Source organism: Pseudochelatococcus sp. B33, assembly GCF_053570585.1.
Map to the genome: position 1 here is coordinate 25,454 of NZ_JBSEFH010000005.1, position 14,456 is coordinate 39,909.

Consider the following 14,456-nt stretch of genomic DNA (forward strand, 5'->3'; position numbering starts at 1 on the left):
TGCCGGCCCCCGGCCCGTTCAAATCCGCATGGTGTCTGCAAGAACGCCGACTACCGCTTGAGATTGACCAAAACTTCCAGAAGCTCGGAACCGGTCTGGAACGCCTTGGAATTGGCGGTGTAATTGCGCTGCGCCTCGATCATGGTCGCCAGCTCGTCGGCGAGATCGACATTGGATGCTTCCAGCGTCGATCCGGCGATCGAACCGAAACGGCCGGTATTGGGGAAGCCGACGAACACGTCGCCGGATTCGAGGGTGGGCGAGAAGACGCTGCCCGAGAACGTTGCCAGAAGATCGGGGCTCGGCACGTCGGCAAGCGCGATGCGATAGGCGCTCCTGGTGGTGCCGTCGCTCATGAGCAGCGACACGACGCCATCGGCGCCGATCACGACATCGGAGACGACGCTCGGCGGATTGCCGTCGGCGCCGGCGAACACCGGGGTGAACTCCTGCTTGAGCTGGCTCAAGCCCGAAAGATCAAGGGTGAACGCCTGCCCGCCGGGAATGGTCAGGTTGAGCTCGGCCGGCGTGGTGAGGAGCGCACCGGTGGAGCCGCTGAAGGCGAAAGTGCCGCTGACGAGCGGCGCGCTGCTGTAGGGGAAGTCGCCGGACGTGCTGTCGGCCTTGTTAAAAGCGGTAATCTCCCACGTGTCGTTGCCGGTCTTCGTGAAATAGAGATCCAGCGTCACCGCCCCGCCCAGATTGTCATAGGCATCGAGCGAAGCCTTCGAGGTGAAGACGGAACTGGCGTTGTTGGCGGACGGCAGAGCGACGGCGCCGGCAACGGGCGTCACCACTGCGGCATTGGCGTCGACATTGCCCTGGAACACCCCGTGGGTCGACGGCGTGGCCTGGATGGTCGCGGCGTTGACGTTCACACGCTGCAGCGAAAACTGCCCCGAAAGGCTTGTGGTCGCGGGCGTGCCGTCGAACGAGGCGGCGAGCGGCGCGTAAGGCGACGCGCTCTCCTGGAGCCCGCCGATATTGACGGCGACGGTCGTACCGCCGGGAACGGGAACGTTGATCACCTGCGAGGACGTCAGTGCGCCGCTGGTGTTGAAGTTGAGCGTGGAAGTGGCGAGGACGCCGCCGCTGTAGGGGAACGGCGCACCCGGCCCGGTCGAGGCCCCGGCCCGGTCGAAGACCGCAATCTCCCAGGTGCTGCCGGTGGGGGAACTGGCCGTCTTCGTCAGATGGATGTCGAGCGTCACCGGCTCGCCCCGGCTGTCATAGACCAGCACCGAGGACACCGCCGTGGAGACGGAGGAGGCGCTATTGGCAGCCGGCGAATCCGCGACATCCACGCCGCTCTGCGGATTGTTCACCGGCACCGTGGTCGCCGGCACGGCCGCCGACGCGAAGAGATTGGCGACCGCCGTGATGTCGAGGGTATCCGTAGCGGCCACCGCTCCCGGCTCGCCGACGATGGTCAGCACGCCACCGGCGATGCTCGCGCTGCCAATGCCACCCAACGCATTGAGCTGATTGAGGAGGTCGGCCTGACTGGTGAAGTTGATGACACTGCTGTCGCCGGCATGGGTGCCGCCCACCGCCAGCGTGATGCTGCCGCCGAGCGACAGATCGGCGTTGCCGAGGTTCTGCACCAGCGTGGGGGGGGTGACCGTGTCGCCGGCCGCAGGGGTGTTCACGGCCACCGTGCTCGCCGGGACAGCCGCCGCCGAGAACAGACCGCCCACCGCCGTGATGTCGAGCGATTCCGTCGCGCCCGTCTCCGCGCCGACGATGGTCAGCTCGTTGCCGACGAAGGTCGCGCTGGCGACGCCGCCCAACGCATTGAGCTGGTTGATGAGGTCCGTCTCATCCGTGAAGTTGATGACGCCGCTGTCGCCGGCATGGATGCCGCCCACCGCCAGCGTGATGCTGCCGCCGAGCGACAGATCGGCATCGCCGAAGTCCTGCACCAGCGTCGGCGGCAGGGGCACCGGCGACACCAGCGGGGCGTTGCTGGGAAGGTTGGCCGCGAACGTGCCCGATGTCGTCGCCGTTCCCGGCACCACCGTCGACGTCGCCGCGGCGCCGGACTGGGCGCCCAGGATACTGTTCAGGGTCACGCTGGGGTTGATGTTGCCGCCGACAAGGTTATAGCCGAGCAGATAGTAGCCGGCGCTGTTGACCAGGTTCCCCTCGCCGTCGGGCACAAAGGAGCCGGCCCGTGTCAGGAAGGACCTGCCGTTCGCATCCTGGACGAGGAAGAAGCCGTTCCCCTGGATCGCGATATCCGTCGCCGAGGCCGTTCCCTGGTAACCGCCGGACTGGGTGATGAGATTGCGGACGATCGTTTGGACGCCGCCGCCGTTGTAACTGCCCTTGCTCGACCCGAGCACGAGATCCGCAAATTCGGTCGCCACCCTCTTGTAACCGATCGTGGAAGCGTTGGCGATGTTCTGCGAGACCGCATTCAGCCGGTTCGCCTGGGCCTTCATTCCCGATACGCTCGTCTGCAGAATTCCCATCACAAGCTCCGTTGCTGAAAGGTCATGCCATGCGAGTAAACATCACCTGCCTTGCGTGAGGCTCGCCTCGCTGCGAGGCCGGTTTTTACTTGCGATATACTTTTCGCTGACCATTGGGGAACCTTGCCGCTCAGCCGGGACGCAGCGCATTCGCCAGTTCCTGGAACGGATCCTCGCTCATCGGCGCGTCCATATCCTGCCGCAGCGCGTCGTAGATGCGCGGCACCAGCGCCACCGCCTGGTCGAGCTCGGCGTCGAGGCCCGGCTGGTAGCCGCCGACAAGCCGCAGGTCGCGCGTGTCCTCATAGCGCGCGATCATCGCCCGCATGCGGCGCAGCAGGTTGCGCTGCTCCGGCGTCCACGACTGCGTGGCGAGGCGCGAGATCGAGCTCAGCACGTTGCCGGCCGGATAGCGCCCCTGATCGGCGATGGCGCGGTCGAGCACGATATGGCCGTCGAGCGTGCCGCGGATGTTGTCGGCCACGGGGTCGTTGTGGTCGTCACCGTCGACCAGCACCGAGAACACCCCGGTAATGGTGCCGCTGCCCTCGACGCCGGGGCCGGCGCGCTCCAGCAGGCGCGGCAGGTCGCTGAACACGCTCGGCGCATAGCCGCGCGCCACCGCCGGCTCCCCCGCCGCCAGTGCCACGTCGCGCGCCGCATGCGCATAGCGCGTCACCGAATCGATGATCAGCAGCACGGACTCGCCGCGATCGCGAAAATATTCCGCGATCGCGGTTGCGGTGCGCGGCGCCATGCGGCGCATCATCGGGCTCTCGTCGCCCGTCGACACCACCACCACCGCCCGGTCGCGGTTGTCGGCGAGCGGCCCCTCCAGGAACTCGCGCACCTCGCGGCCGCGCTCGCCGACGAGCCCCACCACGATGGTGTCGAAGCCCCTCGCCCGCGCCATCATGCCGAGCAGCGTCGACTTGCCGACGCCGGAGCCGGCGAAGATCCCGATCCTCTGCCCCAGGCACAGCGGCGTGAACAGATCGAGCAGCCGCACGCCGGTCTTCAGCGGCATCTCGACGCGGGCGCGCGTCAGTGCCGAGGGCGGCGGCGCGTCGACCGGCATCTCGCGCGGCCCGGGCTGCAACGGCCCCTCGGCGTCCAGCGGCTGGCAGAACGCATCGACGACCCGCCCCTTCCAACTATGATCCGGGCGCACACCCATCGCTCCCTGACGGAACACGCCCGAGCCGATGCCGGCTTCCACCTGATTGCCGAACGGCTTGACGGTCGCGCCGGACTGGTCGATGCGCACCACCTCGCCTGGCAGCCCGCCGTGCTCGAACACGACGCGGTCGCCGAGGCGCACCTGGCGCGACAGGCCCACGACGCGGCAATAGCCGGTGGTGATCTCCTGCACCGCGCCGCCCGTGCGCACCAGCGGGAACTGCTCGCTTTCGGCGGCGATGACATCCTCGATGCGCCCGAGCGCCGTGCGGCGGCGGCCGTTGCCGGCGCGCACCCTATCCGGCCCGGCCTTGCCCGCGCCTTCCCTGCGCCGGGCGGCCTTCGCCGGCGCAGGATCGGCGGACGGCATATCCCCGTCGCCGCGGGCCGGCGTTTGCCCGGATGCGGCCACTTCCCCCGTGGCGGTTTCGGCGGTGCTGCTCATCTATTGCCGGTCAATCAAACTGAATGGCGTGCGCCGTCTCTCCGCTGGCCCGGTTCAGGACGTCGGCCCGAGATCGCGGATCACCTGCTGCAATTCGTTGCTCAGCGAACTCGTCGCCGAAGCCGCGTATTCGAAGCGGCGTTGCCCGTCGATGAGCCGCGTCATCTCGATGACCGGGCTCACGTTGGAGCGCTCGACGTAGCCCTGCACGACGCCGGAGGTCACGAAATCGTCGACCGGCGCGACCGCATTGGCGGCGACCGCCACGGAGCCGTCCAACGCCCGGTAGAGATCGGCGCCGGGCGCGATCTGGAACAATCCCAAGGCGCCGACGATGTCGCCGTCCTGGGACACCGTGCCGTCGGAGGCGATCGATATCTCGCCGCCGGCCGGATTGACCGCCAGCGGCGCGCCGCCCTCGTCGAGCACCGGCAGGCCCGTCACCGTCTGCACGTCGCCCATGTCGGTCATGGTCAGGCGCCCGTCGCGGGTATAGCGCACGCCGGCCGGCGTCTGGACGGCGAACCACCCGTCGCCCTTCACGGCGATGTCGAGCGCGTTGCCGGTCGGCGTCAGAGGGCCGGGCTCGCGGGTGATGAAGGCCTTGCCGCTGCCGGCGAAGGCGACCGGCACCCGGCCGGTGCGCGACAGGACGCTCTCGAAGGTCGTCGCCTCGGCCCGGAAACCGGCCGTGTTGATATTGGCGATGTTGTTCGCCACCATCGTCAGCTGGCGCTCGCGCGACACCTGGCCGGAGAGCATGACATAAAGGGCTTCCTGCATTTTGTCCTCACCGCACCAAAGCCTGACGCGCCTGCAGCAGATCCTCGGTGATGTCCACCGGGCCGCTGTCATAGAAAAGCGAAAGCATGGGCGAATTGGCCCCCGCCTCCACGTCCGCGAGCAGCAGGAAGCGCCGGATCAGCTTCTCGACCTTCTCGGGATCCTGAAAATCCTCGATATTGACCTGGCTGGTGATCAGACGCGCCTGCGCGTCGATATCGGCGGCGGCGGATTCGGCGGGAATGCCGAACGCCGTGCGGATCACCGCGGCCAGCGCCTCGTCGGCCAGGATGTCATAGGCCGATTTGATCTCCGCCGCCCGGCGCTGGAAGTTGAGCGCCAGGCGCACGTTGTTGTCCTCCCGGCCGACATCGAGCTCCAGCACCTGCCGGATATAGGCCTGCACCGTCTTCCGGGCGTCGCGCACCAGCGGCGCGGCCGTCGGCGTCCCGTCGCTCTCGAAGGCGAAGACCGCCTTGAAGGCCTCGAAATTCTCGCGGTCCTTGGTGCTCGTCAGCGGCAGCGCCCGTGTGTCGCCCTTGAGCGCGGCCACGATCGCCTTTTCCTGCCCGGCCAGATGGCCGAGGTCGAACGCCCGCAGGCCGATCGACAGCACCTGCCAGTTGCCCGCCAGATCGTCGGCGGTCTTGATCGCGTCGAGCCCGTCATAGAAGGCGGCGACGTCGTCATCCACGCGCGCCGCCAGCTTCTCGCCGAGCTTGGGCGCCTCCAGCCGGTAGCCGACGATCACCGCCTCCCGGCCCTCCTCCCCGCCGGAGGCCATGAGCGCATCGAAGAACTGGCCGAACTTGTGGCGCCCCTCCGCATCGGTGATGCCGATGGTCTCGAGGCCCGAAATGTAGAGCCCGGCGCCCCCGGCGGCGCGCGCGGCGATCTCGTCGGTGACGACCTTGCGAACCGCGTCGAGCTGGAACGTCTGCCGGTCGAGGCCGAAAGCGTTCAAGGTGAAAGTCAGTGCAAGATCGCTGGCGAGGAACGCATCGAAGCTTCCGATCCTGTCCATCTCGATTCTGTATTCGAGAATCGTCGCATCGATGTTTTCGGAGCTCTGCTTGCCGATATTCTTGCCGATATTGTCGAGATTGTCGCGATAGCGCTGCGACACCGTCAGGGCCGAGGCATGGAGCACGGGCGGCGCCACGCCGCCGTCGCCCACCTGGAACGCCCCCGCGAGATCGAGATAGCGGCTGTCCGACATCTTCCCCGCGTAGCTCTCCGATCCCGTGCCCTCACTGACGACCCTGCGCATCAGTGCCCTCGCATAGGCCAGCTCGTCCATGCCATAGGCCTTGACGGCGAAACCGTAGGTGCGATCGTCGTCGAACAGGTCGTCGACCGTCCGGATGCCCGCCGCCGCCTCGGTGAAGCGGGCGATATCGCGCGCCACGACAGGCTCGGCCGCCTTCCGCGCGAGGGCCTTGGGCAGGTCCCTGACGATGGCCTGGTAGCTGAGAAACGACGAATAGATGGCCACGACAAGCCTCCGGCATTGGATCATCTAGCTCAAGCAGCGGACCGGTATCCCGACTGACGTGTGAGCTTACCGCTCGAAGCTTGTCCGTAGCTTCCCAGATTCCCCCGATGTTGCAGCGCACTGCGGATCAGCCTCGCGCAAGCTTGGGCGCCTATCGTGGACTGCCTGCTGTGTCCGAATGCCCGCAATGTCAGCATGTTTCCGTGTCCGGAACGCCTCCGTCTTTCGCAAGCGTTGCAGCCGAGGACGCGAAACCGAAGACGTTGGGATCGTCCGCAGCCGCGGCCGGGGAGCCATGACGACGGAAGAAACGAACCAGAAGACAGCGATTGGACCTGACACTTTGGATTAAGGAGTACGGCCAGTGGGTTTTGTCATCGGTGTGATTGTGGCGGTGGGCTCCATGCTCGGCGGGTTCGTGGCCATGGGTGGCCACGTGGGCGTCATCTGGCAGCCTTGGGAATTCGTGATCATCTTCGGCATGGCGGCGGGTGCGTTCATCGTCGGGCATCCCTGGAGCGTGCAGATCGACACGGGACGCGCCACTATGGAAGCGTTGCTCGGCAAGGTGCCGAAGGAAAAGGACCACCTCGCCCTGCTGGGGCTCCTGTTCGCGCTCACCCGCATGGTGCGCACGCGGCCGCGCAGCGAGATCGAATCGCATGTCGACGATCCGGCCAATTCGCCCGTTTTCGCGAACTTTCCGACCGTTCTCGCGAACAAGGAACTGACCAACTACATCTGCGACTACGTGCGCCTCATCATCATCGGCAACGCCAAGCCGCACGAGATCGACGCGCTGATGGACGAGGAGATCGCCACCATCCGCCGCAACAAGCTCAAGCCCTATCACAGCATGACGAGCGTCGCGGAGGGGCTGCCGGCGCTCGGCATCGTGGCGGCGGTGCTCGGCATCATCAAGGCGATGGGCGCCATCGACCAGGCCCCGTCGCTGCTCGCGGGGCTGCTGGGGGCGGCGCTGGTCGGCACCTTCACCGGCATCTTCGCCTCCTACGGCATCTTCTCGCCGCTCGCCGCCAAGATAAAGTCGACGCGCGAGAAGCAGTGCCAGCCGTATCTCATCGTGAAGCAGACCCTGCTCGCGTTCATGAACGGGGCGATGCCGCAGGTCGCTCTCGAACACGGGCGCAAATCCATCAGCTCCTACGAGCGTCCGTCCATCGACGATGTCGAGAACGAGATGTTGAGCTCGAACAACCGCTCCCACGGCGACCAGGATCAGCAGGAGGCCGCCTGAACATGAATGCCGCTGCCAGCGCCGACGGCAAGGTTCACGACCGTCTGCTCGATTCCACCGGCCTGTCGCTCGACAGGCTGCCGATGCTGCACGTGATATTCGACCGCATGGCGACGATCTGGGTCGACGGCTTCCGTCATCTCGCGGCCTCGCCGGCCTATTGCTCGCTGAGCGCGATCGAAAGCGGCCGCGTCAACGAAATCCTCGAGCTTTACGAGTCGAACGCCATCGCCGGCGTGTTTCAGGCGGTGCAGTGGGACAACCAGGTGCTCGTCGGGTTCGACCGGGACTTCATCTTCACCATGATGGAGGTGCTGCTCGGCGCCGATGGCTCGGAGCCGCCGATCGACGACGAACGGTCGTTCTCGACCATCGAGCTGCGCATCGCCAACGTGATCTTCGAGCAGCTCGGCCGGGCGATGCGCACGGCCTTCTCCCTGGTGACGAACACCCACTTCAAGCTGGAGCGCAGCGAGACGCGCATGGACTTCGCCGTGATCGGCCGGCGCAACAGCCAGGCGGTCGTCGCCAAGTTCCTGGTCCAGTCGCTGAACAGGGGCGGCGAGATCTTCGTCCTCATTCCCCAGTCGGCGCTGACGCCGATGCGCCAGAACCTGGTGCGGGTGCTCTCCAACGAACCCACCGTCCGCGATCCGCGCTGGAGCAAGCAGATCGAATCCGAGGTCCAGCGGGCGGAGGTGTCGCTCAGGGCCGTGCTGGAAAAGCGCTACCTGACGCTGGAGGAAATCGCCAGCCTCGAAGTGGGGCAGACGATCCGGCTGCAGGCCAATGCGAAGACGCTCGTCACCCTCGAAAGCGACGACCAGCCGTTGTTCCGATGCTTTCTTGGGAAATCGGACGGCTCCTATAGCCTTCGCATAGAAGAGACCGTCGACAACAAGAAAGACATCATAGAGGACATCCTGTCGCAATGATTGACAGTCCATGCCGGTGCTGCCCCCACGATTGCCCGGCATGGCCGATGGAACGCCCGCTATAGTCAAGATGCATGAAACACGGATTCGAAACGCGATGGCCCAGGACACAGATGAGCTGAACACGGCGGCGGCGGAGGAGGCGGACGTCTTCTCCCAGAACGGCTTCTCACCCATATCCGGCGACGATCATCAGCGCCGGTCGGGCAGCGAGGCGCGCAATTTCGACACCATCAAGCGCATCCCCGTTCTCGTCCAGGTCGTGCTCGGCTCGGCGACCATGCCCGTGTCGGCGCTGATGAAGCTGGGGCGCGGTGCGATCGTGCCGCTGGACCACAGGGTCGGCGAGCCTGTCGATGTCGTCGTCAACGGCCGGATCATCGCCCGCGGCGAGGTCGTCGTCGTCGAGGACGACAATTCGCGTTTCGGCGTGCAGCTCACGGAGATCGTCGGCCCGTCGACCGACGAGATCGGTCTGTAGTCCGGAGCGCAGGTTCCGGTCGAATGGAATCGTTCGATCGATCGGAATGCGCTCAAGGGAAAGAGGCGAGCGGGTCGCATAGTGGCTGAATCGGAGCCTGTTGCGCAACCCGCTCTCATTTCTATTGTTTCCAGCACCTTGCGTTTGCTTCGATGCCCACGTTGAACGCAAGCTGCCTAGCCCGGTGATGCAGTATGAGCGTGCAAGGACAGGTCACCCGCAAGACCGTGACGCTGAAGACGGGCGTGGACCGCGTCGCGGCTCTGCTGCTGACGGTCGGCAACCCCACGGCGGGCCGGCTTCTGCAGCATTTCACCTCCGAAGAGATCAAGCTGATCACGCGCTCGGCGGCAGTTCTGGGATCCATTCCCCCCGACCAGCAGACGCGGCTCACGGACGAGTTTTCGGACCAGTTCAGGGCGGGCATGCACCTTTTCGGCACCGCGCACGAGGTGGAGAAGCTGCTGAGCGGCGTCCTGCCGGCCGAACAGATCGCCGATATCATGGCCGACGTGCTCGGCAACTCGAGCCAGTCCATCTGGGAGCGCATTTCCGCCGTTTCGGAAAACATCCTGTCGAGCTATCTGCTCAAGGAGCACCCGCAGACGATCGCGCTCATCCTGTCGCGCGTGAAGCCGGCGTGCGCGGCCAAGGTCATGGTTCATTTCCCCACCAAGCTGCGCAACGACGTCACGCGCCGCATGCTGGCGTGCAAGCCGGTCGTCGACGAGGTCATGCGGGTGATCGAGAGCACGCTGCACGAGGATTTCATGACCAACTTCTCGCGCAACATGGGATCGGACACGCACGCGAAGATGGCGGACATCATCAACAAGATGGACCGCGACCACATGGAAGATCTGCTGCAGAACCTCGCGAACGACAAGCCCAAATCGGCCGAAATCCTCAAGGGTCTGCTGTTCACCTTCGACGATATCGTCAAGCTCACCCCGGCGGCGCGTTCCACCCTGTTCGACGCGGTGCCGCAGGAAAAGGTCATCGTCGCCCTGCGCGGCACCGATGCGGCGTATCGCGAGATCGTGCTCAGCGCGTTGCCGTCGCGCACCCGCCGCGCGGTCGAATCGGAGCTTGCCGCCGGCCAGCCGGTTCCCCAGCGCGAGGTGCTTGAGGCGCGCCGCTTCATCACCGATCTGGCGCTCGACATGGCTGGCCGGGAAGAGATCGACCTGGCCTCGGAAGCGGACCAGGACATGTTCATGCAATAGAGCATGTCATCGTTTCGCGGAAACGCTGACATGCTCTAACTCTTTGATTTTGAGCGAACTCTTATCGGTCAAATGGTTCCATTTGGTCGGAACGCGCTCTAGCCCGGCGGAGCGGACCGCGCGGGCGAGACCGGCGCGAACGGGGGCCGGACGGCCCCGGCGGCCTAACGACACCCTCCCGCAGAGAGGGGCGCGCCCAGGAGGCCGAACCGAACAACGGATTGGGGACGGGATACGCCAATGTCAGACTCTGTCGATCCCGACAGCAAAACCGAAGAGCCGACGGAGAAGAAGATCCACGACGCGGTCGAGAAAGGCAATGTGCCGCAATCGCGCGAGATGGCGGTCTTCTTCTCGATCGGCTGCATAGCGATCATTCTCTACCTGTTTCTCTACAATTCCACGGTCATCCTTAACGAGTTCCTGACGTTCTTCATCGATCAGCCGGCATCCGTCACCCTCGCCGACGGGAACGACGCGTCCGCGATGCTGCAGCTCGTCGGTATCAGCGTGGCGGCGTTTCTGTTTCCCATCGTGTGCATTCTCATGGTCGGCGGCATTCTGGCCTCCGCGCTGCAGAACGCGCCGCGGCTCGCGCCCGACCGCATAGAGCCCAAATGGTCGCGCCTGTCGCTGCTGTCCGGCTTCAAGCGGATTTTCGGCCTGAACGGCCAGGTCGAATTCGCCAAATCGGTGGCGAAGCTGCTGATCGTCACGGTGGTCTGCACCATTCTGCTGAACTCCGAGCGGCACCATGTCGTGAACGCGATGTTCAGCGATCCGGCCCATATCCCCGAGATCATGCTCGATCTGGCGATGCGGCTGGTGACGGCGATCTGTGTCGCGACGGTGCTGCTCGTGGCCGGCGATCTGGTGTGGTCGCGCTTCAAGTGGCGCAAGGACCTGCGCATGACGCGCCAGGAAATAAAGGACGAGATGCGCCAGGCGGAAGGCGATCCGATGGTCAAGGCGCGCATGCGCTCCATCGCCCAGGACAGGTCGCGCAAGCGCATGATGAGCAACGTTCCCAATGCCTCGCTCGTGGTGACCAACCCGACGCATTTCGCGATCGCGCTGCGCTACGTGCCGGAGGAGGGCGGCGCGCCGGTGGTGCTGGCCAAGGGCAAGGATCTGATAGCGCTGGCCATTCGCGAAATTGCGCAGAAACACGACATCCCGCTGATCGAAGACAAGGCTCTCGCAAGGTCCATGTACGATCATGTGGAGGTAGACAGGTCCATCCCGCCGGAATTCTACAAGGCAGTAGCCCAATTATTCTATTACCTCTATCAGCGGAACGGTGGTAATGCAGCAATCACAAGGACGCCTCAAGCCCCATAACAGCCCTACGCTCAGCAACACGCAGGAGGCGGAACGCCTCATCTGCCTCAACATACGGTCGTTCATCGCGGATCTCTGCCTGACCGACCGCTCCTTTCTCATCACCAATATCCTCGACGGGAACCACGACGCGATCAACGACATCGTGGAATCGTCGTCGGAGATGTTCTTCAAGCCGGGCACCCTCTGCTACGCTTATGGGTCCCGTCTGGCGGAACGCTTCAATGCCCCGCCGGCCATTTCGATGGATATGCGCTTCGTCCGCAAGGCGGTGTTCGTCTCCTTTCTCCTCCACCTCGAAGACGATTTCATCGGTGTGTCGCTGGTGGACTTTCAGCAGCGCAGCAGCCAGCAGGGCATGGCGCTGAGCGAGCTGTCGGACGCGTTCTACGACGCGCGCATTTACGACCGCTTCGCCGCAACGGCGCGCCGCGCCGACCGCAGGCCGCTTCATTAGCGGCTCGGTGCCCGCGGGACCGACGGCGCGCGCGACAGGTTCGGACAAGGTTATCGGCATAGTATCCGGCCATAGAGCGCTATTGCTCCTGCCGACCCGGCGGAGAAGACAGCCGCGAGCTTGCAACAGCGTCCTATGACGACATCAGTCGGGCCCGTGCGCCCCGGCTGGTCATGGCCGGGTGCGCCGAACACCGCCTGGGTGATCGGTGCGGGCCGTCCGGCGCCGCATCGGGAGTGAGGAATGGATCCGGTTTACCTGTTCGATCTGGCGTCGAAAAAGGCGGATTGGCTCACCACGCGGCAAGCCGTGCTGTCCCGCAACGTGGCGAACGCGAATACGCCCGGTTTCCGCGCCCAGGACATCGAGCCGTTCTCGGCGACGCTGGACAAGACGGCGCTGTCGCTGGCGAGGACGTCGGCCAACCATATCGCCCTGCAGCCGGACCAGATGCGCGCCGCCCGCCCGACCCCCAACAACGGCAGGGACGGCTGGGGCATCTATCACTCGGGCAATTCGGTCAACATCGAGGAAGAGCTGCTGAAGGCCGGCGAGGTCTCGCGCCAGTACGGCGAGGCCACGGCCGTCGTGAAGAGTTTCCATAAATTTGTTCTCTCAAGCGCCAGGACGCAAGGATGAGCTTCCCTCAGACAGAGCAGATCGACGCCATTGCCGTTTCGTCCAAAACCGCGGCGTCGGCGATGCGCGCCCAGTCGGCGCGCCTGCGGGTCATTTCCGAGAACATCGCCAATGCCGAGACGACGGCGAACGTGCCGGGCGGCGATCCCTATGCGCGCAAGACCATCACCTTTCGCGAGGAGCTCGACCGCAATTCCGGTGCGGAGATGGTGCGGGTACGCAATATCGGGGTGGACCGGACGCCCTTCGAGGTTGCCTACGACCCGGGTCACCCGGCGGCGGACGCCAGGGGCTACATCAAGAAACCGAACGTGCATCTGCTCATCGAGCTCGCTGACATGCAGGAAGCCACCCGCGCCTATAGCGCCAACGTGCAGATGATCAAGTTCGCCCGCACGCTCTCGTCAATGACAATCGATCTGCTGAGGACAAGCTGATGGTCGCCGCTGTTACTGCTATCGATGCGCTTCAAGGCGGCGTTGCCGGCCTTGCCCCCGTCGGCGGAATCCGCACGGCGGCCACCGCGGCGAGCGCCGTGGTCGACTTCGCGTCCGTGCTCGGTTCCCTGATCACGGATACCGCCCAGAGCCTGCGCGCGAGCGAGGCGATTTCGGCAGAGGGCCTTCAGGGCCGGGCGTCGACGCAGGCCGTCGTCGAATCGATCATGGAGGCCGAGCGGTCGCTGCAGACGACCCTGGCGGTGCGCGACAAGGTGGTCGCCGCCTATCAGGAAATAAGCCGCATGGCGATCTGAGGCGCCCCGCGCGCAAGGCGGCCGCGGGGCCGTCCCGGCGGGCGCTCGATCGCAAGCATACCGGTCATCGGCATCCGATCCCTGTCGGACGGGCGCCCGAACGAGGTTACTGGAGACTGTCATGGGTGTTCTCGCTATCGCCGCCACCGGTGCTGAGGCGCAGCAGACCAATATCGAGGTGATCGCAAACAACATTGCGAACATCAACACGACGGGTTTCAAGCGCTCGCGGGCCGAGTTCTCCGATCTGCTCTATCAGTACCTGCGGCTGCCCGGCGTTCCCAACCAGACCCAGGACGGCGCGGTGCCCGAGGGCGCGCGGCTCGGCGTCGGCACGCGGGTGGCGGCCATCCGCAACGTCCACAAGCAGGGCGCGCTGGTGCAGACGGGCAACGAATTCGACATCGCCATCACGGGCCGCGGCTGGTTCCAGGTGGTGGGCCCCAACGACGAGATCCTCTACACCCGCGCCGGCGCGTTCAACAAGAACGAGAACGGCCAGATCGTCACGCTGGACGGCTTCGAGATCGAGTCGCCGGTGGGCGAGATCCCGGAAGGAACCCGTCAGGTCATCATCAACGAGGCCGGGCAGGTGTTCGCGCTGGTGGGCGACGACGGCGTGCCGCAGGACCTCGGGCAGCTCAACATCGTGACCTTCCCCAACGACGTCGGTCTGGAGCCGCTGGGCAACAACCTGTTCCGCGAGACGCTGTCGTCGGGCGCGCCGGTGGTGGGCGTGCCGGGCGAGCCCGGCTTCGGCACCATCCGGCAGACCTACCTCGAATCCTCGAACGTCGATCCGGTCAAGGAGATCACCGAGCTGATCAGCGCCCAGCGCGCCTACGAGATGAACTCCAAGGTCATTCAGGCGGGAGACGAGATGCTCGCCACCATTTCCAAGGGGATTCGCTAAGGGGATTCGCTGAACGGCGTGACCGCCGGCCGGCGACGGGTCGTTCCATATCTGGGTGTCGTCATGTTTCTAGTGT

Annotated in this window: 14 protein-coding genes; 10 read left to right on the forward strand and 4 right to left on the reverse strand. The window is 65.3% G+C overall.

Annotation, left to right across the window (positions count from 1 at the left end; translation table 11 throughout):
• Positions 1–50: 50 nt before the first annotated feature.
• From ACUSIJ_RS06510 to ACUSIJ_RS06525, 4 genes are all read right to left on the reverse strand, one after another.
• Positions 51–2,474 (reverse strand): flagellar hook-basal body complex protein, encoded by a 2,424-nt coding sequence (locus ACUSIJ_RS06510; RefSeq protein WP_449307574.1) that lies wholly within the window; start codon positions 2,472–2,474, stop codon positions 51–53.
• Between the two features lie 130 nt (positions 2,475–2,604).
• Positions 2,605–4,098, reverse strand: coding sequence for a flagellar protein export ATPase FliI (gene fliI / locus ACUSIJ_RS06515; protein WP_449307575.1), 1,494 nt, complete (start codon positions 4,096–4,098; stop codon positions 2,605–2,607).
• Between the two features lie 54 nt (positions 4,099–4,152).
• Complete coding sequence (gene flgF, locus ACUSIJ_RS06520) at positions 4,153–4,881, reverse strand: flagellar basal-body rod protein FlgF (RefSeq protein WP_449307576.1); 729 nt, start codon at positions 4,879–4,881, stop codon at positions 4,153–4,155.
• 7 nt (positions 4,882–4,888) lie between these two features.
• The gene (locus tag ACUSIJ_RS06525) at positions 4,889–6,376 is read right to left on the reverse strand and encodes a DUF1217 domain-containing protein (protein ID WP_449307577.1); all 1,488 of its coding nucleotides are present in this window, start codon (positions 6,374–6,376) and stop codon (positions 4,889–4,891) included.
• A 364-nt stretch (positions 6,377–6,740) separates the two neighbouring features.
• Here ACUSIJ_RS06525 and motA point away from each other — a divergent pair, with 364 nt between their 5' ends.
• The 10 genes from motA to flgG all read left to right on the forward strand — a co-directional run bounded on the left by motA (position 6,741) and on the right by flgG (position 14,380).
• Positions 6,741–7,634 (forward strand): flagellar motor stator protein MotA, encoded by an 894-nt coding sequence (gene motA / locus ACUSIJ_RS06530; RefSeq protein ID WP_449307578.1) that lies wholly within the window; start codon positions 6,741–6,743, stop codon positions 7,632–7,634.
• Positions 7,635–7,636: 2 nt separating this feature from the next.
• Positions 7,637–8,569 (forward strand): flagellar motor switch protein FliM, encoded by a 933-nt coding sequence (locus tag ACUSIJ_RS06535; protein ID WP_449307579.1) that lies wholly within the window; start codon positions 7,637–7,639, stop codon positions 8,567–8,569.
• Between the two features lie 97 nt (positions 8,570–8,666).
• The gene (gene fliN / locus ACUSIJ_RS06540; protein ID WP_449307580.1) at positions 8,667–9,050 is read left to right on the forward strand and encodes a flagellar motor switch protein FliN; all 384 of its coding nucleotides are present in this window, start codon (positions 8,667–8,669) and stop codon (positions 9,048–9,050) included.
• Between the two features lie 194 nt (positions 9,051–9,244).
• On the forward strand, positions 9,245–10,276 hold the full coding sequence (locus ACUSIJ_RS06545; RefSeq protein WP_449307581.1) for a flagellar motor switch protein FliG: 1,032 nt from the start codon (positions 9,245–9,247) through the stop codon (positions 10,274–10,276).
• 240 nt (positions 10,277–10,516) lie between these two features.
• Positions 10,517–11,617 (forward strand): flagellar biosynthesis protein FlhB, encoded by a 1,101-nt coding sequence (gene flhB / locus ACUSIJ_RS06550; protein ID WP_449307582.1) that lies wholly within the window; start codon positions 10,517–10,519, stop codon positions 11,615–11,617.
• Positions 11,583–12,074, forward strand: coding sequence for a hypothetical protein (locus ACUSIJ_RS06555; protein WP_449307583.1), 492 nt, complete (start codon positions 11,583–11,585; stop codon positions 12,072–12,074). The genes flhB and ACUSIJ_RS06555 overlap by 35 nt, the downstream gene beginning before the upstream one ends.
• Before the next feature lie 243 nt (positions 12,075–12,317).
• Positions 12,318–12,713 (forward strand): flagellar basal body rod protein FlgB, encoded by a 396-nt coding sequence (gene flgB, locus ACUSIJ_RS06560; RefSeq protein ID WP_449307584.1) that lies wholly within the window; start codon positions 12,318–12,320, stop codon positions 12,711–12,713.
• The gene (gene flgC, locus ACUSIJ_RS06565) at positions 12,710–13,150 is read left to right on the forward strand and encodes a flagellar basal body rod protein FlgC (RefSeq protein WP_449307585.1); all 441 of its coding nucleotides are present in this window, start codon (positions 12,710–12,712) and stop codon (positions 13,148–13,150) included. The genes flgB and flgC overlap by 4 nt, the downstream gene beginning before the upstream one ends.
• Entirely contained in the window at positions 13,150–13,467 is a 318-nt protein-coding gene (locus tag ACUSIJ_RS06570) for a flagellar hook-basal body complex protein FliE (RefSeq protein WP_449307586.1), read from the forward strand. Before flgC ends, ACUSIJ_RS06570 begins: the two co-directional genes overlap by 1 nt.
• 121 nt (positions 13,468–13,588) lie before the next feature.
• On the forward strand, positions 13,589–14,380 hold the full coding sequence (flgG, locus tag ACUSIJ_RS06575) for a flagellar basal-body rod protein FlgG (protein WP_449307587.1): 792 nt from the start codon (positions 13,589–13,591) through the stop codon (positions 14,378–14,380).
• Positions 14,381–14,456: the final 76 nt, after the last annotated feature.

Coding starts and splice junctions, on each gene's coding strand:
- ACUSIJ_RS06510 (WP_449307574.1), bottom strand. CDS start 2,474: ATGGGAATTCTGCAGACGAGCGTATCGGGAATGAAGGCCCAGGCGAAC.
- fliI (WP_449307575.1), bottom strand. CDS start 4,098: ATGAGCAGCACCGCCGAAACCGCCACGGGGGAAGTGGCCGCATCCGGG.
- flgF (WP_449307576.1), bottom strand. CDS start 4,881: ATGCAGGAAGCCCTTTATGTCATGCTCTCCGGCCAGGTGTCGCGCGAG.
- ACUSIJ_RS06535 (WP_449307579.1), top strand. CDS start 7,637: ATGAATGCCGCTGCCAGCGCCGACGGCAAGGTTCACGACCGTCTGCTC.
- fliN (WP_449307580.1), top strand. CDS start 8,667: ATGGCCCAGGACACAGATGAGCTGAACACGGCGGCGGCGGAGGAGGCG.
- ACUSIJ_RS06545 (WP_449307581.1), top strand. CDS start 9,245: ATGAGCGTGCAAGGACAGGTCACCCGCAAGACCGTGACGCTGAAGACG.
- flhB (WP_449307582.1), top strand. CDS start 10,517: ATGTCAGACTCTGTCGATCCCGACAGCAAAACCGAAGAGCCGACGGAG.
- ACUSIJ_RS06555 (WP_449307583.1), top strand. CDS start 11,583: ATGCAGCAATCACAAGGACGCCTCAAGCCCCATAACAGCCCTACGCTC.
- flgB (WP_449307584.1), top strand. CDS start 12,318: ATGGATCCGGTTTACCTGTTCGATCTGGCGTCGAAAAAGGCGGATTGG.
- flgC (WP_449307585.1), top strand. CDS start 12,710: ATGAGCTTCCCTCAGACAGAGCAGATCGACGCCATTGCCGTTTCGTCC.
- ACUSIJ_RS06570 (WP_449307586.1), top strand. CDS start 13,150: ATGGTCGCCGCTGTTACTGCTATCGATGCGCTTCAAGGCGGCGTTGCC.
- flgG (WP_449307587.1), top strand. CDS start 13,589: ATGGGTGTTCTCGCTATCGCCGCCACCGGTGCTGAGGCGCAGCAGACC.